Origin of the sequence: Streptomyces desertarenae (assembly GCF_042681365.1) — a bacterium.
Lineage (GTDB): Bacteria > Actinomycetota > Actinomycetes > Streptomycetales > Streptomycetaceae > Streptomyces > Streptomyces desertarenae.
In genome coordinates this window covers 46144-67708 of the sequence record NZ_JBHUFU010000001.1, presented here as the reverse complement: position 1 = coordinate 67708, position 21565 = coordinate 46144, and the positions used below count along the sequence as shown (strand labels likewise).

At 73.4% G+C, this 21565-nt stretch carries 17 protein-coding genes and 2 tRNA genes; 6 read left to right on the top strand and 13 right to left on the bottom strand.

The genetic code is table 11. The features are described 5' to 3' along the window. Positions 1-84: 84 nt before the first annotated feature. The 5 genes from clpX to ACFSJS_RS00255 all read right to left on the bottom strand — a co-directional run bounded on the left by clpX (position 85) and on the right by ACFSJS_RS00255 (position 4748). Positions 85-1374: an ATP-dependent Clp protease ATP-binding subunit ClpX gene (gene clpX / locus ACFSJS_RS00275; protein WP_380895320.1), complete on the bottom strand. Its 1290-nt coding sequence runs from the start codon at positions 1372-1374 to the stop codon at positions 85-87. Positions 1375-1577: 203 nt separating this feature from the next. Then, complete coding sequence (locus ACFSJS_RS00270; protein ID WP_380895318.1) at positions 1578-2261, bottom strand: ATP-dependent Clp protease proteolytic subunit; 684 nt, start codon at positions 2259-2261, stop codon at positions 1578-1580. Positions 2262-2325: 64 nt separating this feature from the next. Next, complete coding sequence (locus ACFSJS_RS00265; protein WP_380896720.1) at positions 2326-2928, bottom strand: ATP-dependent Clp protease proteolytic subunit; 603 nt, start codon at positions 2926-2928, stop codon at positions 2326-2328. A gap of 250 nt (positions 2929-3178) precedes the next feature. Continuing rightward, positions 3179-4576, bottom strand: a complete 1398-nt coding sequence (gene tig, locus ACFSJS_RS00260) for a trigger factor (RefSeq protein ID WP_380895316.1) — start codon at positions 4574-4576, stop codon at positions 3179-3181. A 95-nt stretch (positions 4577-4671) separates the two neighbouring features. Then, positions 4672-4748, bottom strand: a tRNA-Pro gene (locus ACFSJS_RS00255). Between the two features lie 120 nt (positions 4749-4868). Here ACFSJS_RS00255 and ACFSJS_RS00250 point away from each other — a divergent pair. After that, positions 4869-4942: transfer RNA gene (locus ACFSJS_RS00250), tRNA-Gly, on the top strand. An 80-nt stretch (positions 4943-5022) separates the two neighbouring features. Here ACFSJS_RS00250 and ACFSJS_RS00245 read toward each other — a convergent pair. Beyond that, the gene (locus ACFSJS_RS00245) at positions 5023-5217 is read right to left on the bottom strand and encodes a hypothetical protein (protein ID WP_380895314.1); all 195 of its coding nucleotides are present in this window, start codon (positions 5215-5217) and stop codon (positions 5023-5025) included. 286 nt (positions 5218-5503) lie between these two features. On the opposite strand from ACFSJS_RS00245, the gene ACFSJS_RS00240 reads away from it, so the two are divergent. Then, positions 5504-6718: an acyltransferase family protein gene (locus ACFSJS_RS00240; protein ID WP_380895312.1), complete on the top strand. Its 1215-nt coding sequence runs from the start codon at positions 5504-5506 to the stop codon at positions 6716-6718. Between the two features lie 17 nt (positions 6719-6735). On the opposite strand, the gene ACFSJS_RS00235 is transcribed toward ACFSJS_RS00240, so the two are convergent. Next, the gene (locus tag ACFSJS_RS00235) at positions 6736-7470 is read right to left on the bottom strand and encodes an endonuclease V (protein ID WP_380895311.1); all 735 of its coding nucleotides are present in this window, start codon (positions 7468-7470) and stop codon (positions 6736-6738) included. 54 nt (positions 7471-7524) lie between these two features. After that, positions 7525-8679: a PP2C family protein-serine/threonine phosphatase gene (locus ACFSJS_RS00230; protein ID WP_380895309.1), complete on the bottom strand. Its 1155-nt coding sequence runs from the start codon at positions 8677-8679 to the stop codon at positions 7525-7527. A 113-nt stretch (positions 8680-8792) separates the two neighbouring features. Here ACFSJS_RS00230 and ACFSJS_RS00225 point away from each other — a divergent pair, with 113 nt between their 5' ends. Continuing rightward, on the top strand, positions 8793-10025 hold the full coding sequence (locus tag ACFSJS_RS00225; protein WP_380895307.1) for a GNAT family N-acetyltransferase: 1233 nt from the start codon (positions 8793-8795) through the stop codon (positions 10023-10025). A 39-nt stretch (positions 10026-10064) separates the two neighbouring features. Here ACFSJS_RS00225 and ACFSJS_RS00220 read toward each other — a convergent pair whose 3' ends face one another. Genes ACFSJS_RS00220 through ACFSJS_RS00210 form a run of 3 tightly spaced genes read right to left on the bottom strand, consistent with a single transcriptional unit; the run spans position 10065 to position 12011 of the window. Beyond that, on the bottom strand, positions 10065-10892 hold the full coding sequence (locus tag ACFSJS_RS00220) for an Fpg/Nei family DNA glycosylase (RefSeq protein WP_380895305.1): 828 nt from the start codon (positions 10890-10892) through the stop codon (positions 10065-10067). Between the two features lie 7 nt (positions 10893-10899). Then, positions 10900-11388: a ribose-5-phosphate isomerase gene (locus ACFSJS_RS00215; protein WP_380895303.1), complete on the bottom strand. Its 489-nt coding sequence runs from the start codon at positions 11386-11388 to the stop codon at positions 10900-10902. 14 nt (positions 11389-11402) lie between these two features. Continuing rightward, positions 11403-12011, bottom strand: coding sequence for a biotin transporter BioY (locus ACFSJS_RS00210; protein ID WP_380895301.1), 609 nt, complete (start codon positions 12009-12011; stop codon positions 11403-11405). Positions 12012-12417: 406 nt separating this feature from the next. Between ACFSJS_RS00210 and ACFSJS_RS00205 the strand changes: the two genes are divergently transcribed. After that, positions 12418-13872 (top strand): amino acid permease, encoded by a 1455-nt coding sequence (locus ACFSJS_RS00205; RefSeq protein ID WP_380895299.1) that lies wholly within the window; start codon positions 12418-12420, stop codon positions 13870-13872. A gap of 136 nt (positions 13873-14008) precedes the next feature. On the opposite strand, the gene ACFSJS_RS00200 is transcribed toward ACFSJS_RS00205, so the two are convergent. Further along, on the bottom strand, positions 14009-14656 hold the full coding sequence (locus ACFSJS_RS00200; RefSeq protein ID WP_380895297.1) for a DsbA family oxidoreductase: 648 nt from the start codon (positions 14654-14656) through the stop codon (positions 14009-14011). A 224-nt stretch (positions 14657-14880) separates the two neighbouring features. Here ACFSJS_RS00200 and pepN (ACFSJS_RS00195) point away from each other — a divergent pair, with 224 nt between their 5' ends. Together pepN (ACFSJS_RS00195) and ACFSJS_RS00190 are read left to right on the top strand one after the other, a co-directional pair. Then, positions 14881-17484, top strand: a complete 2604-nt coding sequence (gene pepN, locus ACFSJS_RS00195; RefSeq protein WP_380895295.1) for an aminopeptidase N — start codon at positions 14881-14883, stop codon at positions 17482-17484. Positions 17485-17751: 267 nt separating this feature from the next. Beyond that, positions 17752-18846, top strand: a complete 1095-nt coding sequence (locus ACFSJS_RS00190; protein ID WP_380895293.1) for a hypothetical protein — start codon at positions 17752-17754, stop codon at positions 18844-18846. Between the two features lie 70 nt (positions 18847-18916). Here the strand turns inward: ACFSJS_RS00190 and pepN (ACFSJS_RS00185) are convergent, their stop codons facing one another. Next, the gene (gene pepN / locus ACFSJS_RS00185) at positions 18917-21487 is read right to left on the bottom strand and encodes an aminopeptidase N (protein WP_380895291.1); all 2571 of its coding nucleotides are present in this window, start codon (positions 21485-21487) and stop codon (positions 18917-18919) included. Positions 21488-21565: the final 78 nt, after the last annotated feature.

The window sequence follows — 21565 nt, the reverse complement described above, 5'->3', positions numbered from 1 at the left end:
CGGGCGCGCCACCGACGCGGCGGGGGCCGCCCGGAGAGTCTCCGGGCGGCCCCCGCCGCGTCGGTGCCGTACGGCCCCCGGGCCCTATGCGCTCTTCTCGCGCGGGCCCTGGCCCTGGTCGCCGCGGGAGCGGGGCACCAGGGTGGGGTTGACGTTGGAGTGGACGACGTCGGCGGTGATCACCACGCGCGCCACGTCCTTGCGGGAGGGCACCTCGTACATCACCGACTGGAGCACCTCCTCCATGATCGCGCGCAGACCGCGGGCGCCGGTGCCGCGCAGGATCGCCTGGTCGGCGATGGCCTCCAGGGCCGGGCGGTCGAAGTCCAGCTCCACCCCGTCGAGCTCGAAGAGCCGCTGGTACTGCTTGACCAGCGCGTTGCGCGGCTCGACCAGGATCTTCAGCAGGGCCTCGCGGTCGAGGTTGTGGACGGAGGTGATGACCGGCAGCCGGCCGATGAACTCCGGGATCATGCCGAACTTGACCAGGTCCTCGGGCATGACCTCCTCGAACTGGTTGCTCGCCTCGATCTCGCGCTTGGAGCGGATCGTGGCGCCGAAGCCGATGCCCTTGGCGCCCGCCCGGGCCTCGATGATCTTCTCCAGACCGGCGAAGGCACCGCCCACGATGAACAGCACGTTCGTGGTGTCGATCTGGATGAACTCCTGGTGGGGGTGTTTGCGCCCGCCCTGCGGCGGCACGGAGGCGGTGGTGCCCTCCAGGATCTTCAGCAGCGCCTGCTGGACGCCCTCGCCGGAGACGTCCCGGGTGATGGAGGGGTTCTCGCTCTTGCGGGCGACCTTGTCGATCTCGTCGATGTAGATGATTCCGGTTTCGGCCTTCTTGACGTCGTAGTCGGCGGCCTGGATCAGCTTCAGCAGGATGTTCTCGACGTCCTCGCCCACGTACCCGGCCTCGGTCAGGGCGGTGGCGTCGGCGATGGCGAAGGGGACGTTCAGCATCCGGGCGAGGGTCTGGGCCAGCAGCGTCTTGCCGGAGCCGGTGGGGCCCAGGAGGAGGATGTTGGACTTGGCGAGCTCGATGCCGTCGTCCCGGCCCTGCGAGCCGCTGTTCTCGCCCGCCTGCACCCGCTTGTAGTGGTTGTAGACGGCGACGGAAAGCGCCTTCTTGGCGGCCTCCTGGCCGACGACGTACCCGTCGAGGAACTCGTAGATCTCGCGCGGCTTCGGCAGCTCGTCCCAGCGCATCTCGGAGGAGTCGGCGAGCTCCTCCTCGATGATCTCGTTGCAGAGATCGATGCACTCGTCGCAGATGTAGACGCCCGGCCCCGCGATGAGCTTCTTCACCTGCTTCTGGCTCTTGCCGCAGAACGAGCACTTGAGCAGATCGCCGCCGTCACCGATGCGTGCCACGAGGTGCTTCTCCTTCGCCTGGGATCCGTCGAGTTCCACGAACCCGGGTGCTTGCTCTGGGCCTTGGCGGGGGCGGCCCCCGGACCCCTTATGACGGTACCCTGCCCGACCCCCCGAGCGGGCCCCCCTCGGACCGACTCGACCCGAGGGGGGCGGAAATGTTCGGAGGGAATCCGCGGGAACCGCCCGATTCCGCGGAGTGCTCAGACGTCCACGGAGGTCTTGCGGGTGGAGATGATCTGGTCGATCAGCCCGTACTCGAGCGACTCCTCGGCGGTGAGGATCTTGTCGCGCTCGATGTCCTGGCTGATCTGCTCGATCGGCTTGCTGGAGTGCTTGGCGAGCATCTCCTCCAGCTGGGTCCGCATGCGCTGCACCTCGTTGGCGGCGATCTCCAGGTCGGAGACCTGACCGCGGCCGGTCTCGCTGTACGGCTGGTGGATCAGGACCCGCGCGTTGGGCAGCGCCATCCGCTTGCCGGGGGTGCCGGCGGCGAGCAGCACGGCCGCGGCGGAGGCGGCCTGGCCCATGCAGACGGTCTGGATGTCCGGCTTGACGAACTGCATCGTGTCGTAGATGGCCGTCAGCGCCGTGAAGGAACCACCCGGGCTGTTGATGTAGATCGAGATGTCGCGGTCCGGGTCCATCGACTCCAGGCACAGCAGCTGCGCCATGACGTCGTTGGCGGAGGCGTCGTCGATCTGCACGCCGAGGAAGATCACCCGCTCCTCGAAGAGCTTGGCGTACGGGTCGTACTCCCGCACGCCCTGCGAGGTGCGCTCCACGAAGCGCGGAACGACGTACCGGGCCTCCGCCGAGGGCCCGTTGTAGCGGGCCTCCAGCCGGCCGTGGGCGCCGGCGCCGGGGAAGGTGTGCTGACTGTTCATGGGGCTGTACACCATTCTGGAGAGATGGACTGGCTGCGGTGCCGGGCTGCGGGTCGCGAGGCGCTCACGCGCCCGTACCGCCACCACCCGGGAGCTGCGCGGCGGAGCCGTAGACCTCGTCGATCAGGCCGTACTCCTTGGCCTCCTGGGCGGTGAACCAGCGGTCGCGGTCGGCGTCGCGGTTCCACTGCTCCTCGGTCTGCCCGGTGTGCAGCGCGGACAGCCGCGCCATCTTCTTCTTGGTGCGCAGCAGCTGCTCGGCGTGGATCTTGATGTCCGAGGCCGAGCCCGCCAGCCCCGCGGAGGGCTGGTGGATGAGGATCTCCGCGTTGGGGAGGGCGAAGCGCTTGCCGGGGGTGCCCGCGCTCAGCAGGAACTGGCCCATGGACGCGGCCAGGCCCATCGCGATGGTCACCACGTCGTTCTTGATGTACTGCATGGTGTCGTAGATCGCCATGCCGGCCGTGATGGAGCCGCCCGGACTGTTGATGTAGAGGTAGATGTCCTTGTCCGGGTCAGCGGCCAGGAGGAGCAGCTGAGCGGTGATCTTGTTGGCGATGTCATCGTCGACCGGCTGGCCGAGGAAGATGATCCGCTCGTTGAGCAGCCGGTTGTAGACCTGGTCGCCGAGGCCACCGATGGTCGGCTCGGTGGCGGCGGAAGGCATCGGAAGCGTCACGTGTCCACCTGCTCGTGTCGGACGGCTGCGGTCTCTCACAGGGCCGTCTCTGGGGTCTTGTCTGTACTTGGACCCTAACGCGCGGGTCCGATCGCGCCATCCCGGTCCGAGAACTGTTCGCTTTCAGCGCAGGGAGCGTTCCCGCAGGTGGGGTCGGCGTGTTCCGCCGTACGCGAACGGGCCCGCACGCGGTGTCGCGCACGGGCCCGTTCCGTCGTACAGGGGGGCGGCCCGAAGGTCAGTCCTCGGAGGCGCCGGGCTCCGCGGTCTGCTTCTCGCCCTGCTCCCCGGCGGACGCCTCGGCGGTCTCGGCCTCCTCGTCCTCCTCGTCGTCGAGGGTGACGGCGTCACCGTTGGTGTCGGTGACCTTGGCGGCCTCGACGACGACCGCGAGGGCCTTGCCGCGGGCGACCTCGCCGACGAGCATCGGCACCTGGCCGCTCTCGACGACGGCCTGGGCGAACTGGTCGGGGGCCATGCCGGAGGACTGCGCACGGCGCATGAGGTGCTCGGTGAGCTCCTCCTGGTTGACGTTCAGCTTCTCCTTGGAGACCAGCTCGTCGAGGATGAACTGGGTGCGGATGCCCTTCTCCGCCTGCTCCTTGAGCTCGGCGTCGAACTCCTCCTCGGACTTGTCCTGGAGCTTCAGGTAGGTCTCGAGGTCCATGCCCATCTGGGCGAGCTGGTGGTTGACCAGGTTGTGCTTGCGGGTGTTGATCTCGTCCTGGAGGAGCTTCTCCGGGATCGGGACCTCCACCAGGCCGATCAGCGCGTCGAGCACCTTCTCCTGGGCCTGGGTGGCCTGGTCGTACTTCTTCATCCGCTCCAGGCGCTTGCGGCTGTCGGCCCGCAGCTCCTCGAGGGTGTCGAACTCGCTGGCCATCTGGGCGAACTCGTCGTCCAGCTCGGGGAGTTCGCGGGCGGAGACGGAGGCGACCTCCACCGTGATCTCGGCCTCGCGGCCGGCGGCGGAGCCGCCCTTGAGCTCGGAGGTGAAGGTCGCCGAGGCGCCGGCCTCCAGGCCGGTGACGGCCTCGTCGATGCCGTCCAGCAGCTCGCCGGAGCCGATGGTGTAGTCGATGCCCTTGGCGACGCCGTCCTCCAGGACCTCGCCGTCGACCCGGGCCTCCAGGTCGATCTTGACGACGTCGCCCTCGGCGGCGGCGCGCTCGACGACGGTGGTGGAGGCGAAGCGCTCGCGGAGCTGCTCGACGGACTTCTCCACGTCCTCGTCGGTGACCTCGACGGCGTCGACGGTGACCTCGATGCCGGAGTAGTCGGGGACCTCGATCGCCGGGCGGACGTCGACCTCGGCGGTGAAGGCCAGGAGCTCGTTGTCCTTGAGCTCGGTGATGTCGACCTCGGGCTGACCCAGCGGGCTCAGCTCACCCTCCTCGACGGCCTCCTGGTAGAGCTTGGGGAGCGCGTCGTTGACCGCCTCCTCCAGCACCGCGCCCCGGCCGAAGCGCTGGTCGATCACCCGGGCCGGGACCTTGCCCTTGCGGAAGCCGGGCACCGTGACCTGCTGGTTGATCTTCTTGTACGCCGCGTCGAGGCTGGGCTTGAGCTCCTCGAAGGGCACCTCGACAGTGAGCCGAACCCGGGTGGGGTTCAGGGTCTCCACGGCGCTCTTCACGGTCGGTCTCCTTGGGGCTGACTGCTGGGAACTTCTACTTGTTGAGGCGCCCCGCACGCAGACACGACACAGACAGGCGCGTCTTTCATAGTACGTGGTCGGGGTGGCCGGATTCGAACCGACGACCTTCCGCTCCCAAAGCGGACGCGCTACCAAGCTGCGCCACACCCCGTCCGTGCGACACGTAGCGTACATGCCGTACGATGCGGAGCGTGCCGCAATCGGTCACGATCGGTTGGCGGGCCCGGACCATCCGGTTATGATCGGTCCGCCCCGTGGTCCACGGCGCGTTGCGGGCGTAGCTCAATGGTAGAGCCCCAGTCTTCCAAACTGGCTACGCGGGTTCGATTCCCGTCGCCCGCTCCACGAGCGCGACGGCCCGGCTCCCCTCGGCGGGGGGCCGGGCCGTCGCGCTGTTCCGCGTCACCGCACGCGCGGGAGCCGCGTCAGAAGCTGATCTGGTTGATCGACTCGGCGAGCGAGTTGAGGAAGCGGTTGATCGCCGGGGCCATCCCCGTGGAGGCCAGGAAGAACCCGAAGAGGGCCGCCACGAAGGCGGGGCCCGCCTTCAGCGAGCCGCCCCGGATGAGCACGATCATGATGATTGCCAGGAGCAGCACCACTGACAGCGAAATGGCCACAACTGATCACACCCTCGGTCGCAACGCCTCTGGACCGGACGCACCGGCCCGGGGACCCTCCGCCGCGTCCCCGCCGGTGACCATCGTGCCACCAACTGCCGCCGGGATGGGGGCAGGAGACGGATCGGCGGCTTCCGGGCGTGTCAGCCGAACGGGGTAGCCGGCGAGGTCCCGCAGGCGTCGCCGGGACCGCCGTTCGGGCGCCCGCGGGGCATGCCCTACGGTCCCGGGGAAGAAGCAACGCCGCGAATTTCCCTCCGCTTCACTTCCCGCTAAGGTGCGAAAGATGTTTCACGCTGGCTACGAGCGCTCACCGCTTCCCCCGGCCCGGCCCGACGAGGCGGCACGCCCGGTCCCACCCGCACCGGAGGCCGCCCCGGCCGCGGCGAGAGGGGGCGGCGGGCAGGCGAAGCAGCGGGACCCCTACTTCGACAACGCGAAGTTCCTGGCGATCGTGCTGGTCGTCATCGGGCACGCCTGGGCCCCCATGACCGGCGACTCCCGGATCATGCAGGCGCTCTACGGCTTCGTCTACGTCTTCCACATGCCGGCGTTCGTCCTCATCTCCGGCTACTTCTCCCGCAGCTTCGACATGCGCCCGAAGCAGCTGAAGCGGCTGGTGACCACCGTGGTCGTGCCGTACGTGGTCTTCGAGGCGGCCTACACCGTCTTCAAACGGACCGGCGACGCCCCCGAGCACGCCCTCAGCCTCCTGGACCCCTGGTTCCTGACCTGGTTCCTGGTGGCGCTGTTCGTGTGGCGCCTGACGACCCCGCTGTGGAAGGCCGTCCGCTGGCCCGTGCCGCTGTCCGTGGCGATCGCCGTGATGGCCTCCCTGTCCCCCCAGACCGGCGGCGACCTGAGCATGCAGCGGGTGCTGCAGTTCCTGCCCTTCTTCGTCCTCGGCCTCCGGCTGCGCCCCGAGCACTTCCTGCTCGTGCGGCGCCGCGCGGTGCGGCTGGTGGCCGCGCCGGTCGCCGTGGCGTCCCTGGCCGTCACCTACTGGGCGACGACCCGCATGGACTTCGGATGGCTCTACCACCAGAAGAGCGTCCAGGGGTTCGGCGTGCCCTGGTGGATCGGGGCGCCGATGAACCTCGCACTGCTGTGCTGCTCGCTGGTGCTGACCGTCTGCTTCCTCGCCTGGGTCCCCGGCCGCCGCACCTGGTTCACCGCGCTGGGCGTCGGAACGCTGTACGCCTACCTGCTGCACGGCTTCTTCGCCCAGTGGGCGCGCATGCACGACTGGTACGACCGGCTCGAGTGGATCTACACCCCGGCCGGTGCGATCGCGGTGACGGCCGCCGCCGCGGTCCTGGGCACGGTGCTGTGCACCGCGCCGGTGCAGCGGGTCTTCCGGCCCGTGGTGGAGCCCAGGGTGGACTGGATCTTCAAGCCCGACGCCTCCCCCGCCGGCTCCGGCCGCGGCGGCCCCTCCCCGGCGGACGGCCGCGGCGGCCCGGACTCCGGGGCGAAGGCCGGGGCGGCGGCCTCGGGCTGAGCCCGCCCCCCACCCGCCTACCCGCGCGCGGCGCCGCGCGGCTCCCGCCGGTCCCGGGCGATCTCCGCCAGGACCCTGCGGCTGAGCCCGTCGGCGCCGCGCGTCGTCTCCGGCAGGCGGTGGCGCGGGGTGAGGCGCAGCGTGTGGGCGCAGGCGTGCTCCAGGCCGATGCCGTGGCCGGCCGAGACGAACACCGGCTTCACGCCCGACCGGGTGCGCAGCGCCCGCCCCACCACCTCCGGAGGGTCCCGCCGCCCGTCCAGCAGCGGCGAGGAGTCGCCGCGCCGCGGCCCCGGCTCGGTGTGGGAGAAGGCGAAGGGCGACTTGGCGACGCCGAAGCACGGCAGCCCGGTCAGGACCCCCAGGTGCACCGCCAGGCCGGCCCGCCGGGGGTGGGCGTAGCCGTAGCCGTCGCAGACCACCAGCCCGGGCGGTGCCGACAGCTTCTCCAGCGCCGCCAGCACCCCGGGCAGCTCCCGGAAGGCCAGCAGGCCGGGGACGTAGGGGAAGCGGCTGCGCCCGGTGTGGACGGCCTCCTCGACGACCTCCAGCGTCGCGGCGTCCAGCACCACGGCGGCGGCGACCGTCAGGTCGCTCCCCGGGTCGTAGGCGACGTCGACCCCGGCGATCCTGTCCACCTCGCCCGGCGCGGGGCCGGGGGAGGCGAGGTCCGCGGCCCGCCGGATCCGCTCCTGCTCGGCGACCGCCTCCGCCTCGGTGCCCGGCCACGGCCGGTCCGCCGGTGCTCCCACGTCCCCTCTCCCCCTCCTCCGCCTCCCTCCCGGCCCGCGGACCGGGGGAGCGCCTCAGTCGCGCCGGATCAGCAGCAGGGCCCGGTCGTCGTTGACGTCCCGGGCGACGGCCTCGATCAGGTGCCAGGCGGCTCCCTCGAAGCCGGTGACGACGTAGCGGTCGGCCTCGCCCGTCAGCCGGTCGATGCCCTCGGTCAGCTCGCGGTCGGCCGTCTCGACCAGGCCGTCGGTGAAGAGCATCAGCACGTCGCCGGGGCGCAGGCTGCCCTTGACCGCGTCGAACCGGACGCCGTCGTAGACGCCCAGCAGCGGCCCCTCGGCGGCCTTCTCCTCCCAGCGTCCGCTGCCCGCGCTCCGCTGGAGGGCGGGGACGTGGCCGGCCGAGAACAGCTCGTAGTCGCCGCTGTCGAGGTCCAGGACGAGGTGGACGGAGGTGGCGAAGCCCTCCTGCCAGTCCTGGCGCAGCAGGTAGGCGTTGGCGGCCGGGAGGAAGGCGTGCGGCGGCAGGGAGCCCAGCAGTCCGCCGAAGGCCCCGGACAGCAGCAGCGCACGCGAGCCGGCGTCCATGCCCTTGCCGGAGACGTCGGTGAGGACGACCTCCAGGGTGCGGCGGTCGGGCCCGGTGAGCGCGGCGACGACGAAGTCGCCGGAGAAGGACTGCCCGCCCGCCGGGCGCAGCGCCATCTCGTGGTGCCAGCCCGCGGGCAGCTTCGGCAGCTTGCTCTGGACGCGGATGCGTTCGCGCAGGTCGAAGAGCATGGTGCCGCCCCGCCTCCAGGGCACGCCCACCCGGCTGCGGAACTGGGCCACCAGCAGCCCGGAGAGCCCCACCGCGGCGACCACCAGGGTGGTGCCGGGGGTGACCCGGCCGGGGCCCGCGGTGTACGGGCCGAGCACCGTGGCCTCCACTATCAGCGCGCCGGCCGCGGCGGCGTACAGGACCAGCAGACTGGCCGGGCGCAGCAGCAGGCCGCCCAGGACGACCGGCAGCACCAGGCTCTCGGGCGCGAACCACAGCGGTTCGGCGAGCGTGGCCCAGGTCAGGGCCGGGACCGTCACCAGCAGCGCGGCGAAGGCGATCCAGTCCGAGCCGTCGCCGCGGAAGTAGTCGACGGCGGACCGGCGCAGGGTGGTACGCACCCGGTGCACGGCCCTGCGGGCCTGGTGCCACCGGGGCGCTGGGGGAACCCTGCCCGTACGACCTGCCATGTCAGGGACCTTATCCACCCGTTCGGGGGTGCGTCGATTCCCGATACGGGGCGGCAGAAGCCGTGTTCGATATCCAGTCGCCCCGCGTGCTCCGCGCTGGTAGGGATGGAGCCATGACGAGCGTGGATCTCCGGGGCCTGCGCCCCGAGGAGTGGGACGAGTGGTACTCCGGTCTCGAACTCGCCTTCGGCGGGATCCCCGACTCCCCCGAGGAGAGGGAGCTGTGGCGGGAGCTGACCGAGTTCGAGCGGGCGCTCTCGGCGCGGGACGGGGACCGGATCGTCGGCACGGCGGGCTCGTTCCCCTTCCGGCTGTCGGTGCCGGGCGGCGCGATCGTGCCCGCGGCCGGGGTGACGGCGGTGAGCGTGGCCGCGACGCACCGGCGGCGCGGCATCCTCAGCGCCATGATGCGACGCCTGCTGGACGGCGTGCGGGCCGCCGGGGAGCCGCTGGCGGTGCTGATGGCCTCCGAGCCGGCGATCTACGGCCGCTTCGGCTACGGCATCGCCTCGCGGCAGCTGAGCGCCGAGATCGACACCTCGCGCGTCCGCCTGACGGTGCCGCCGGAGGCGGACGGCGTGCGGCTGCGCGAGGCGGACCCCGCCGCGGTGCTGGACGAGTGCGAGGCGCTCTACGCCCGCCTGGTGCCCGGCCGGCCGGGGAGGACGGAGCGGCTCCCCGGGTGGGAGCGGCTGGAGGTGCTGGATCCGGAGAGACGCCGCGAGGGCGCCTCGCGGCAGCGCTGCGTGCTGGCCGAGGCCGGCGGTGAGCTGCTCGGCTACGCGCGCTTCGCCGTCCGGCCGGAGTGGGACGCGGCCGGGGCCCGGGGCACGGTGGTGCTGCACGCCCTGGAGGCGCCGGACCCGGCGGCGTACGGGGCGCTGTGGCGCTTCCTGACGGAGATCGACCTGACCTCGACGCTGCGGGTGAGGTCCCGCCCGGTGGACGACCCCTGGCAGCACATGGTCGACGACCTGCGGCGCTGCGGCGTCCGCCTCCGCGACGGGCTGCACCTGCGCCTGGTGGACGCCGGGGCGGCCCTGGCGGCGCGGCGGTACGCGGCGCCGGTGGACGTGGTGCTGGAGGTGGAGGACGCCTTCTGCCCGTGGAACTCCGGCCGCTGGCGGCTGGCCGGCGACGCCTCGGGCGCCGAGTGCGTCCGCACCGACGCGCCGGCCGGGCTGGCGCTGGACGTGCGCGACCTGGGCGCGGTGTACCTGGGCGACACCTCCCTGGCCGCCCTGGCGGGCACCGGGCGGGTGCGGGAGCTGCGGCCGGGGGCCCTGGCCGCGGCCGCGGCCGCCTTCTCCTGGCCCGTCGCGCCCTGGATGCCGCACGGCTTCTGAGCCGGCGCGGCGGGGGCGGGACCGGGCGGTCCCGGCCGGTCAGGGCTTCTGGCAGCCGGGGCACCAGAAGAGGTTGCGGGCGGCGAGGGGGGCGGTGCGGACCTCCTCGCCGCAGACGTGGCAGGGCATCCCGGCGCGCCGGTAGACGTACACCTCGCCGCCGTGGTCGTCCACGCGCGGCGGCCGTCCCATGGCCTCGGGGGTGTGCTCGGGCCGCACGGTGTCGATGCGGTTGGCGCGCACGCCCTCGCGCATCAGCCCGGCCAGGTCGGCCCAGACCGCGTCCCACTCGGCGCGGGTGAGGTCCTTCCCCGCCCGGTAGGGGTCGATGTGGTGCCGGAAGAGGACCTCGGCGCGGTAGACGTTGCCGACGCCGGCGACGACCTTCTGGTCCATCAGCAGCGCGGCGATCGTGGTGCGGCTGCGGGAGATCCGCGCCCAGGCCCGTTCGGGGTCGGCGTCGGCGCGCAGCGGGTCGGGGCCCAGCCGCTCGCCGACGGCCCGGCGGGCCTCGTCGGTGACCAGCTCGCAGGTGGCGGGGCCGCGCAGGTCGGCGTGGGCGTGGGGGGCCCCGGTGGTGGCCAGGCGCAGCCGTATCTGCCCCACCGGTTCGGGCGGCTCCCCGGTGCCGTGCCGGAAGGAGCCGTACAGACCGAGGTGGATGTGGATCCAGTCGCCCCCGGCCGGGCCGTCGAAGCCCAGGAAGAGGTGCTTGCCGTGGGCGTCGGCGGCGGCGAGCACCCGGCCGTCGACGAGGGCGGCGCCCGCCGCGAAGCGGCCCTGGGGGCTGGAGGCGCGCACGGGCCGGCCGCCGAACCTGTCGTCGAGGTCGGCGGCCAGCCGGTGGATGGTGTGGCCCTCCGGCACGGGCGGGTCAGTCCTGCCGCGGGTGGTGGTCCGGGACGGGCGGGAGGTTGCCCGTCCGCTCGTACGCCGAGAGCATGTCGATGCGCCGCACGTGCCGCTCGTCCCCGCTGAACGGGGTCTGCAGGAAGGCCTCCACGAAGGAGACGGCCTCCTCGGTGGAGTGCATCCGGGCACCGATGCCGAGCACGTTGGCGTTGTTGTGCTCGCGGCCCAGCCTGGCCGTCTCCACGCTCCAGGCCAGGGCGGCCCGCACGCCGCGGACCTTGTTGGCGGCGATGGCCTCGCCGTTGCCGGAGCCTCCGATCACGATGCCGAGGGCGTCCTCGTCGTCGGCCGTCTGCTCGGCGGCGCGCAGGCAGAAGGGCGGGTAGTCGTCGGCCGCGTCGTAGATGTGCGGGCCGCAGTCGACGGGCTCGTGCCCGGTCTCCTTCAGCCACTGGACGAGGTGGTTCTTCAGTTCGTAGCCGGCATGGTCGGAGCCGAGGTAGACGCGCATGGGACGGAGTCTATTCACGACTTCCGGCCGACCAGCCTCCAGGCCGCGGGAAGGGCCCCCATGGCCAGGGCCGCCTTGAGGGCGTCGCCGACCAGGAAGGGCACCAGGCCCGCCGCCGCGGCCTGGCCGAGGGACATGCCGGTGGCCAGGGCCAGGTAGGGGACGCCGACCGCGTAGATGACCGCGGTGCCCACGGCCATCGTCCCGGCGGTGCGCAGCACCCCGCGGTCGCCGCCGCGGCGGGCGAGGGCGCCGACGACGACGGCGGCCAGCAGCATGCCCAGGATGTAGCCGAAGGAGGGCATCGCGGCACCGGAGCCGCCCTCGGCGAACCACGGCATCCCGGCCACGCCCGCGGCGGCGTACAGGCCGAGGGAGGCCAGCGCCCGGCGGGCGCCCAGGCCGGCGCCGACGAGGAGGGCGGCGAAGGTCTGGCCGGTGACGGGGACGGGCGAGCCGGGCACGGGCACGGCGAGCTGGGCGGCCACACCGGTGAGCGCGGCGCCGCCGAGGACCAGCGCCGCGTCGCGCACCCGGGCGCGGGCCGCGGTGGAGGCGGGCAGGACGTCGGCGAGGACCGCGCCCGGGCGGACGGTGGCTGTGGTGGCGACGGGAAGGGTCATCACGGCTCCGGTGTCATGAGGTCGGGGGAGTTCGGGGACGTCCCGACGTTAACCGACGTTACCCGGCGCTCCCCCGTGAGATTGGCGACAAAGAAATACTCCTGGAGCTTGTGGGAGGCGACCGGAGGGAGGCTGGAGGCCGGGGCGTGCGCGGAGCGCGCGATCCGCCGGCGGCCCGCCCGCGGACGGGGCCGGGGCGCGGGCGGGTGTGCGCCGCCGGGCCTCTCCGGGTGTCTCCGGGCGTCTTCCGGATGTGCACGGTCTGTGACCAACTCGTCCGTATAGCGGACGGGAATTCCGCGGCCGTTGCCGCCGGCGGGGTCCGCGCACCACACTGGCCGGGTTCGGAGCGCATGACTCCGTTTCCCCCGCCCCCTTCCCCGATCCCTGGACGGCGCATCCCCCCATGTCCGGCACGCCCGATCTGAAGACCGCCGGCTCCCCCCACCGGGACCCGGACGACACCGAGCACTCCTCCCTCGGCCACGGCCTCAAGCAGCGTCACCTGTCCATGATCGCCCTCGGCGGTGTGATCGGCGCCGGCCTGTTCGTCGGCTCCGGCGCGGGCATCGCCGCCGCGGGCCCGTCGATCGTCGTCGCCTACGCCCTCTCCGGCCTCCTGGTGATGCTGGTGATGCGGATGCTGGGCGAGATGTCGGCCGCCCACCCCGCCTCGGGGTCCTTCTCCGTCCACGCCGAGCGCGCGATCGGCCCCTGGGCCGGCTTCACCGCGGGCTGGATCTTCTGGACGCTGCTGTGCGTGGCCGTCGCCGTGGAGGCGCTGGGCGCCGCGGCGATCGTGTCGGGCTGGCTGCCGGGCACCCCGCAGTGGCTGTGGGTGGCCGTCTTCATGGCGGTCTTCAGCGGCACCAACCTGCTCGCGGTGCGGAACTTCGGCGAGTACGAGTTCTGGTTCGCCGCCCTGAAGGTCGCCGCGATCGTCGCCTTCCTCGTGCTGGGCCTGCTGGCCGTGCTGGGCCTGCTGCCGGGCACCGAGTCCCCCGGGGCCGCCAACCTCACCGGGCGGGGCGGCTTCCTGCCCAACGGCGCCGAGGGCCTGGTGGTGGGCCTGCTGGCCTCCGTCTTCGCCTACGGCGGCCTGGAGACGGTGACCATCGCGGCGGCCGAGTCGCACGACCCGGTCCGGGGCGTGGCCAAGGCGGTGCGCACGGCGATGTGGCGCATCGCGCTGTTCTACGTCGGGTCGATCGCGGTGGTCGTCACCCTGATCCCCTGGGACGACGAGTCGGTGCTCTCCGGCCCGTACGCGGCCGTCCTGGAGCACCTGGGCATCCCGGCCGCCGCCGAGGTGATGAACGCGGTGGTGCTCGTCGCGCTGCTGTCCGCGATGAACGCCAACATCTACGGCGCCTCGCGCATGGCGTACTCCCTGGTCGCCCGGGGCGAGGGCCCCGCGTTCCTGGGGAAGGTGACCGGCGGCGTGCCGCGCCGCACGGTGCTGGCCTCCTCCGCCTTCGGGTTCTTCGCGGTCCTGCTCAGCTTCTGGTGGCCGGACACCGTCTTCGCCTGGCTGCTGAACATGGTGGGCGCCGCGGTGCTGGTGGTGTGGGGCTTCATCGCCGTCTCCCAGCTGATCACCCGCCGGCGGCTGGAGCGGGAGGCGCCGGAGCGGCTGGTGGTGCGGATGTGGCTGTTCCCCGCGCTGACCTGGGCGTCGCTGGCGGGCGTGGCGGCGGTGCTGCTGCTGATGCTCCGCGAGGGCGACACCCGCACCCAGCTCGCCTTCACCGCCGCGCTCACCGCGGCCCTGTCGGTGGCCGGCCTGGTGCGCCAGCGGCGGGCGGCGGCCGGTGCCGCGCGGGAGGGCTCCGCGTCCGCCCCGGCGGAGGAGCGGCGGTAGCCGCCGGGGGCGCGGTCCGCACGGGAGGGGGACGGCCCCCGCGCGCCGGAGCGCCGGCGCGCGGGGGCCGTCCCGCCCTCCTCCGCGGTCCCGCGCCGCGTCCGCCCCGGCGAAGGCGCGCGGGGGGCGGCGCGGCTCAGTCGAAGCGCGGTTCCTCGGTGCGGGTCCGCTTCAGCTCGAAGAACCCCGGGGTGGAGGCCACCAGCAGCGTGCCGTCCCACAGCCGCGCGGCCGCCTCGCCCTTGGGGGCGGGGGTGACGACCGGGCCGAAGAACGCCGTCCGCTCCCCGTCCGTGCCCGGCACGGCGATCACCGGGGTGCCGACCTCCTGGCCGACCAGCCCGATGCCCTCCTCGTGCGAGGCGCGCAGCCGCTCGTCGTACGCGTCGGAGTGCGCCGCGTCCGCCAGTTCCGCCGGGAGCCCGGCCTCCTCCAGCGCCTCGGCGATCGTGGCGCGCTCGTTGGGGCGGCCCTGGTTGTGGAAGCGGGTGCCCAGCGCGGTGTAGAGCGGGCCGAGGACCTCCGGACCGTGCTTCTGCTCGGCGGCGATCAGCACGCGCACCGGGCCCCAGGCGGCCTCCATCAGCTCGACGTACTCCCGCGGCAGCTCGTCCAGGCGGTTCTCGTTGAGGACCGACAGGCTCATCACGTGCCAGCGCACGTCGACCGGGCGGACCTTCTCCACCTCCAGCATCCACCGGGAGGTCATCCAGGCCCACGGGCAGATGGGGTCGAACCAGAAGTCGGCCGTGACTCTGCTCGTGTTCTCGGGCGTCCGGGACATGAGGCTCTCCTCGCCGTTTCGTGACTCGTGGTCGTACGCGTGGGACGGCGGCGAACGGGGACCGGCCGCCGCGGAAACGTGCGCAGGGGGAACGCGCGGGGGCGGTGCGGTGATTCCCGCGTGCCCGTCCGTCGCACCGTCCGCCCGGCCACCCGCACGGCCCGGCGGCCGCGCATGCGATCCTGACCTCCTGTGTTCGCCATGTGAGACGAGGGAGTCCCGCCGTGCCCGGTGAGAACCTGACCCGTGACGAGGCCCGGGAGCGCGCCCGGCTGCTGACCGTGGACGGGTACGACGTCGCGCTCGACCTGCGGTCCGCGGTCGGGCCCCACACCGGGGACGGGCCCCGCACCTTCCGCTCCACCACCACCGTCCGCTTCCGCTGCGCCGAGCCCGGCGCCTCCACCTTCGCCGACCTGCTGGCGCCCGCCGTCTCCTCGGTGACGCTCAACGGCCGCGCGCTCGACCCGGGCGAGGTCTTCGACGGCACCCGCATCGCCCTGGACGGCCTGGCCGCCGAGAACACCCTGACCGTGGACGCCCACTGCGCCTACAGCCGCACCGGCGAGGGGATGCACCACTTCCTCGACCCGGAGGACGGGGAGACCTACCTCTACACCCAGTACGAGCCGGCCGACGCCCGCCGGGTGTTCGCCAACTTCGAGCAGCCCGACCTCAAGGCCCCCTTCACCTTCACCGTCACCGCCCCCGCCGGCTGGACGGTGCTGAGCAACGGCGCGCGCGAGGGCGAGCCGGAGCCGGCCGGCGAGGGCGCGGCGGTGTGGCGGTTCGCGACGACGAAGCCGATCTCCACGTACATCACGACCGTGGTGGCGGGCCCGTACCACCACGTCACCGACGTCTACCGGCGCGAGCTGCCCGGCGGGGGCGAGCTGGTGGTCCCCCTGGGGGCCCTGTGCCGCAGGGGGCTGGCCCGGCACTTCGACGCCGACGACGTCTTCGCCGTCACCAAGCAGGGCCTGGACTTCTTCCACGACCACTTCGACTACCCGTACCCGTTCGGCAAGTACGACCAGGCCTTCGTGCCCGAGTACAACCTCGGCGCGATGGAGAACCCCGGCTGCGTGACCTTCCGCGAGGAGTACGTCTTCCGCGGCAAGGTCACCGACGCCTCCTACGAGGCCCGGGCCAACGTCATCCTGCACGAGATGGCGCACATGTGGTTCGGCGACCTGGTCACCATGGAGTGGTGGGACGACCTGTGGCTCAAGGAGTCCTTCGCCGACTTCATGGGCTCCTTCTCGATGGTGGAGGCCACTCGCTTCACCGACGGCTGGACCACCTTCGCCAACCGCCGCAAGGCGTGGGCGTACCGGGCCGACCAGCTGCCCTCCACCCACCCGATCACCGCCGACATCCGGGACCTGGAGGACGCCAAGCTCAACTTCGACGGCATCACCTACGCCAAGGGCGCCTCCGTCCTCAAGCAGCTGGTGGCCTATGTGGGGCGCGATGCCTTCCTGGAGGGCGCGCGGCGGTACTTCAAGCGCCACGAGTGGGGCAACACCCGGCTGGAGCACCTGCTGGCGGTGCTGGAGGAGACCTCCGGGCGCGACATGGGCGAGTGGGCGCGCGCCTGGCTCCAGACCGCCGGGGTCAACTCCCTCACCCCGCACGCCACCTACGACTCCGCGGGCCGGATCACCGAGCTGGCGGTCCTCCAGGAGGCGCCGGAGTCGCACCCGGTGCTGCGTCCGCACCGGGTGGCCGTCGGCCTCTACCGGCGGCGGACGGCCGGGGGCCCGCTGGAGCGCTACGCCCGCGCCGAGGTGGACGTCGCCGGGGCGCGGACGGTGGTGGAGGAGCTGACCGGGGCCGAGCGGCCGGAGCTGATCCTGGTCAACGACGAGGACCTGACGTTCTGCAAGGTCCGCTTCGACGAGGTGTCCCTGGACACCCTCCGCTCCCACCTGGGCTCGGTCTCCGACGGCCTGGCCCGCGCGCTGTGCTGGTCGGCGCTGTGGAACCTCACCCGCGACGCGCTGATGCCCGCCCGCGACTTCCTGGACCTGGTGCTGCGCTTCGGCGGCCAGGAGGGCGACATCGGCGTGGTGCAGATGCTGCACGCCTGGGCGCGCACGGCCCTGGCGCACTACGTGGCGCCCGAGTGGCGCGCGGAGGGCGCGCGGCTGCTGGCGGGCGGCGCGCTGCGCCATCTGCGGCAGGCCGAGCCGGGCAGCGACCACCAGCTCGCCTGGGCGCGGTTCTTCGCGTCCGTCGCGCACGACGAGCACGACCTGCAGATGCTGGACAGGCTGCTGGAGGGCACGGGCCGGATCGACGGGCTGGAGATCGACCAGGAGCTGCGCTGGGCCTTCCTGGCGGCCCTCACCGCCGAGGGCGCCGCGGACGAGGAGCGGCTGGCGGCCGAACTGGCCCGCGACGACACCGCCTCCGGCCGGCGGCACCAGGTGCGCTGCCTGGCCTCCCGGCCGTCCGCCGAGGTCAAGGCGCGGGCGTGGACGGACGTGGTGGACTCCGACCGGCTCTCCAACGCGCTGGTGGAGGCGACCATCGCCGGCTTCGACCTGCCGGGGCAGCGGGAGCTGCTGGCGCCGTACGCGGAGCGGTACTTCGAGGTGATCGAGCGGGTCTGGGCCGAGCGGTCGATCGAGATCGGCATGGCGGTCGTCCGCGGTCTCTACCCCGCCCTCCAGGACAGCGGACGGGTGCTGGAGCTGACGGACGCCTGGCTGGCCGCCCACGAGGGGGCCGCACCGGCGCTGCGGCGGCTGGTGCTGGAGGCGCGCGACGACACGGCGCGCGCCCTGCGCGCGCAGCGGTGCGACGCGGCGGCGTCCGCCTGATCCCGGTCCCGCCCCGCACGAGGCCGCGCCCGCCCGCCCGCCCGGCACGTTCGCCGCGCCGGGCGGGCGGGCGGGCGCGGTCGGGCCGGGTGCCGGGCCGTCCCGCCACCGGCTCCCTCCCCCGCTGCTCCCCCCGCCTTCGGCGGGCGACCGGCCTGCCCCTGATCGGCGCTCGAACGCCCGTACTTTAGGACGGGCTTGTCCGCATTCGTCGACAGGCGCGTAACAGAGGTTGGCGGGCGGAGCCGGGAGGGGAATCGCCGGGACATGAACCACGAGACCCCCCTCTCCTCCCGCCCCGTCCGCCACCTCTCGCACGTAAGGCGCCGGGTGGTGACCTCCCGCGCGCTGCGCGAGCTGGGCGTCTCCGCCGCCGTCGCCGGCGAGCGCTGCCGGCCGGGCGGCCCGTGGCAGATGCCGCTGCCCGGCGTCTACCTGCTGCACCCCGGCCCGCCGACCAGCGAGGAGCGGCTGCATGCCGTGCTGCTGTACGCGAGCCGGGAGCGTGTTCCGACTCAGTGCGGCGCGCTGCACGAAACGTGCGCCGGGCCTCCGGACCGCGCCGGGCACCCCGCGGAGGAAGCCGCCGCCCCCGGGCCCGACGCGGTGATCACCGGGCCCGCCGCGCTCGCCCTGCACGGCTTCTCCTCCTCTCCCCCGCTGCCGGCCCTGGAGCACATCGACGTGCTGGTCCCGAGCGGGCGCCGGCTGCGCTCGGCCGGTTTCGCCCGCGTGGTGCGCACCCGCTCCCTCCCCGAGCCCGAGGAGATCACCGGCCTGCCGGTGGCGCCCGCACCCCGCGCGCTGGCCGACACCGCCGCCCGGCTCGCCGACGCCGGGGCGGTGCGCCGGCTGCTGACGGAGGCGGTGCGCGACTGCCGCTGCGAGGCCCAGGCCGTCGTCGCCGAGCTGTCCCGGGCCCGGCTGCTGGGCCGCCCGGCGGTGGCGGAGGCCGCGGCCGCCCTGGTCGCCGAGAGCCGGGCGACGGCCGAGGGCCTGCTGTACCGGATGGTCCGCGCCCACGGCCTGCCCGAGCCCTTCTGGAACGTGGACCTGCGGCTGCCCGGCGGCCCCCACCTCGGCGGCGTGGACGCCTACTGGCCGGACCAGGCCGTCGCCGTCGAGATCGACGTCCGGGGGCGGAGCGGGGGGAGGGGCGCCGGGAGCGCGCCGGGCGGCGGGCTCGGCGTCCGCTACGCCCGCAAGCGCGAGGAGTTCGAACGCCTGGGCGTCACGGTCGTGCACGTCACCCCCGCCGACCTCCGCGACCGGCCCGGCCGGCCCGCGCAGGAGGTGGGCGCCGCCCTGGAGGCGGCATCAAGGCGCCCCCCGGCCGCCTACGTGGCCGTCCTGCCCCGCTGACCCCGGGAACGGGAGGGGGCGGCGCCCGCGCCGGCCGCGCGGACACCGCCCCCTTCGGTCCCCCGGCGCGTCAGACGGCCGCGGCGGCGTCCGCCGCCTGGGCCTTCAGGGCCCGCTCGACACCCGCGCGGGACTCGGTGACCAGGCGCCGCAGGGCGGCGGTGGGCTCGGCCGACTCCAGCCAGGCGTCCGTGGCCCGCAGCGTCTCCTCGGAGACCTGGAGGGCCGGGTAGAGCCCGACCGCGATCTGCTGGGCCATCTCGTGGCTGCGCGACTCCCACACGCCTGCCAGCGCCTCGAAGTACTTCGCGGTGTAGGGGGCGAGCAGCTCGCGCTGGTCGGTCTGGACGAAGCCGCCGATGACCGCCTCCTGCATGGCGTTGGGCAGCTTGTCGGACTCCACCACCGACGCCCACGCCTCGGCCTTGGCCTCGGCCGTCGGCCGGGCGGCCCGCGCGGAGGCCGCGTGGCGCTCGCCCGCCGAGGTGCGGTCGCGCTCCAGCTCGGCCTCGATGGCGGCCTCGTCGGCGCGCCCGGTGGCGGCCAGCCGGTGGAGCAGGGCCCAGCGCAGCTCGGTGTCCACGGTCAGGCCCTCGACGCTCTCGCTGCCGTCCAGCAGCCCGGCGACCAGGCCGAGCTGCTCGTCGGTGCGGGCGGTGGCGGCCAGCGCCCGCGCCCAGGCGAGCTGGTGGTCGCTGCCGGGGGCCGCGGCGCGCAGCTTCTCCGCGGCCGCCTCGGACCAGCGCAGCAGCCCGGCCTCGCGCCAGCTGGGGGCGGCGTACAGGTCCAGGGCGAGCTTGACCTGCCGCTGGAGGGACTGCACGACGCCGATGTCCGACTCCTTGTCGATGCCGGAGAGGACCAGCTCCAGGTAGTCGCGGGCGGCCAGCTCGCCGTCGCGGGTCATGTCCCAGGCCGAGGCCCAGCACAGGGCCCGCGGCAGCGACTCGGCGAAGTCGCCCAGGTGCTGGGTGACGGTGGCCAGCGACTCGGCGTCGAGGCGGACCTTGGCGTAGGACAGGTCGTCGTCGTTGAGCAGGATCACGGCCGGGCGCCGGGTGCCGGCCAGTTCGGGCACCTCGGTCCGCTCGCCGTCCACGTCCAGCTCGATCCGGCCGGTGCGCACCAGCCTGCCGCCGTCGAGCTCGTAGGAGCCGACGGCGATGCGGTGCGGGCGCAGGACGGCCTCGCCCTTGGCGCCGGCGGGCAGGGCCGGCGCCTCCTGGAGCACCGCGAAGGAGGTGATCACGCCGTCGTCGCCGACGGTGACGTCCGGGCGCAGCACGTTGATGCCGGCGGTCTCCAGCCACGCCTTCGACCAGGTCTTCAGGTCGCGCCCGGAGGTCTCCTCCAGCGCCGTGAGCAGGTCGGTCAGACGGGTGTTGCCCCAGGCGTGGCGCTTGAAGTACGTCCGCACGCCGCTGAAGAAGGCGTCCTCGCCGACGTAGGCGACGAGCTGCTTGAGGACGGAGGCGCCCTTGGCGTAGGTGATGCCGTCGAAGTTGACCAGGACGTCGTCCAGGTCCCGGATCTCGGCCATGATCGGGTGCGTGGACGGGAGCTGGTCCTGGCGGTAGGCCCAGGTCTTCATGGAGTTGGCGAAGGTGGTCCACGCCTGCGGCCAGTGGCTGCCGGGGGCGGCGGCCTGGCAGGCGATGGAGGTGTAGGTGGCGAACGACTCGTTCAGCCACAGGTCGTTCCACCACTCCATGGTGACCAGGTCGCCGAACCACATGTGGGCCAGCTCGTGGAGGATCGTCTCGGCCCGCGTCTCGTAGGCGGCGTCCGTCACCTTGGAGCGGAAGACGTACTGGTCGCGGATGGTCACCGCGCCCGCGTTCTCCATCGCGCCGGCGTTGAACTCCGGGACGAAGAGCTGGTCGTACTTGGCGAACGGGTAGGGCAGGCCGAACTTCTCCTCGAACCAGTCGAAGCCCTGCCGGGTGACCTCGAAGATGGCGTCCGCGTCCAGGTGCTCGGCCAGCGACGGGCGGCAGTAGACGCCCAGCGGCACGGTGCGGCCCCTGCCGTCCTCCCAGGTGCTGTGCACGGAGTGGTAGGGGCCCGCGATCAGCGCGGTGATGTAGGAGGAGATGCGCGGCGTCGGCTCGAAGCGCCAGACGGTGCCGCGGGGCTCGGGGGTGGGCGAGTTGGAGATCACCGTCCAGCCCTCGGGGGCGGTGACGGTGAAGGCGAAGGTCGCCTTCAGGTCGGGCTGCTCGAAACTGGCGAAGACCCGGCGCGCGTCGGGCACCTCGAACTGCGTGTAGAGGTACGCCTGCCGGTCCACCGGGTCGACGAAGCGGTGCAGGCCCTCGCCGGTGTTGGTGTAGGCGCAGTCGGCGACGACGCGCAGCTCGTTGCGGCCCGCGACCAGGCCGGGCAGGGCGATGCGCGAGTCGGCGAAGACCTCGGCCGGGTCCAGGGGGGAGCCGTTGAGGACCACCTCGTGCACGGTGGGCGCCACCAGGTCGATGAAGCTGTCCCCGGCCTCGCGCGCGTCGAACCGCACCGTGGTGACCGAGCGGAAGGTGCCGCCTTCCTGCGCCCCGGAGAGGTCGAGCTCGATCTCGTACGCGTCCACCTCGAGCAGACGGGCCCGCTCCCGCGCCTCTTCGCGCGTGAGGTTCGTACCAGGCACCTGCGTCATCTCCTTCTGTCTGCGGGTCTCCGGCGCCATCCTCGCACGCCCGCACCGGCGGGCACGGAGTCCTTTTCC